1 protein-coding gene is annotated in these 1,011 nt (G+C 39.7%); it reads left to right on the top strand.

Annotated features, from left to right (window positions below):
- Nucleotides 1-434: 434 nt before the first annotated feature.
- On the top strand, nucleotides 435-1,011 hold a 577-nt coding region (locus tag ACS8FD_RS16930; RefSeq protein WP_439276699.1), incomplete at its 3' end, for a hemerythrin domain-containing protein.

Genomic DNA, 1,011 nt, shown 5'->3' on the forward strand with positions numbered 1-1,011 from the left:
TTGGGGTGGGGATAGTGTTATGCCTATGAGCATTCACAGCGTTATCTACAATAAACATGATTATCCTTTATATTTTAAACACTACTATGAATGGTGACCATATATCGCTTGATACTGCTTCTATAAGGGTGTTTTTCATTATGCGTTTCATTCTACATGGTAAGTAGTACGGCAGTACATAGGTTCTGACCAAGTTATGTAACATGTTGATTATTTTATTATTTGTAGGGGCTGTATATGCATATTCAAGGTTTGCAGACTCGAGCATGGCATTGATTTTTAGCTGTTAGACTATATTTATATTCTACATATTTATTTGAATAATTTAAGTATTTCTAATGAGCTTTTACGTTTTTTGGTAAATGCCTGTTTGGATAATAAAAGCATTAATTGAGCAAACGTAACTGGTAAACGTAATTCACAAGGATAAGGCAATGGATAAGTCACCTCAGAACATTACTATTAAGAATGTTGCTGTCAAAAATATAGCTGACGAAGATAGTGCTGTCAAAACAGTTGCAGATGAGGATTTGTTTAGCTTGTCACCGCGTCATCCCGATAGTCGGCTTGAGGCGGATTGGTTGTTCTTATTCAATAAGCTACCGCCAGATCAGTGGTTTAGCGCAGATTATGCCTACAAAACATCAGGCTGGCTAAAAGTACATACTAACATACGCAAGCGTCAACGCATCTTGACACAGATTAGTGAAGGTTATCAATCTGGCGAGTACGACTGGTCAGAGTATCGCTCACAGATACTGAAACGTATCAATATGCACGTGCTCAAACTGCACCAACATCATGGCGTTGAGGACGAGGGGTTTTTCCCTAAGTTTATTAGGATGTATCCACAGCTACAGGCAGGGTTTGAGATATTGGGTCGCGACCATGTGCGCTTGGATGCGCTACTCGATAAGCTGCAAGTACAAAATGATACGCTGGCGAGAAGTGAGGTTGAAGATAAAGTGCTGGCAGAGCAATTGCATCAAACCTTGGTAGATGCAACCGACT

The organism is Psychrobacter sp. 1U2, assembly GCF_051847575.1.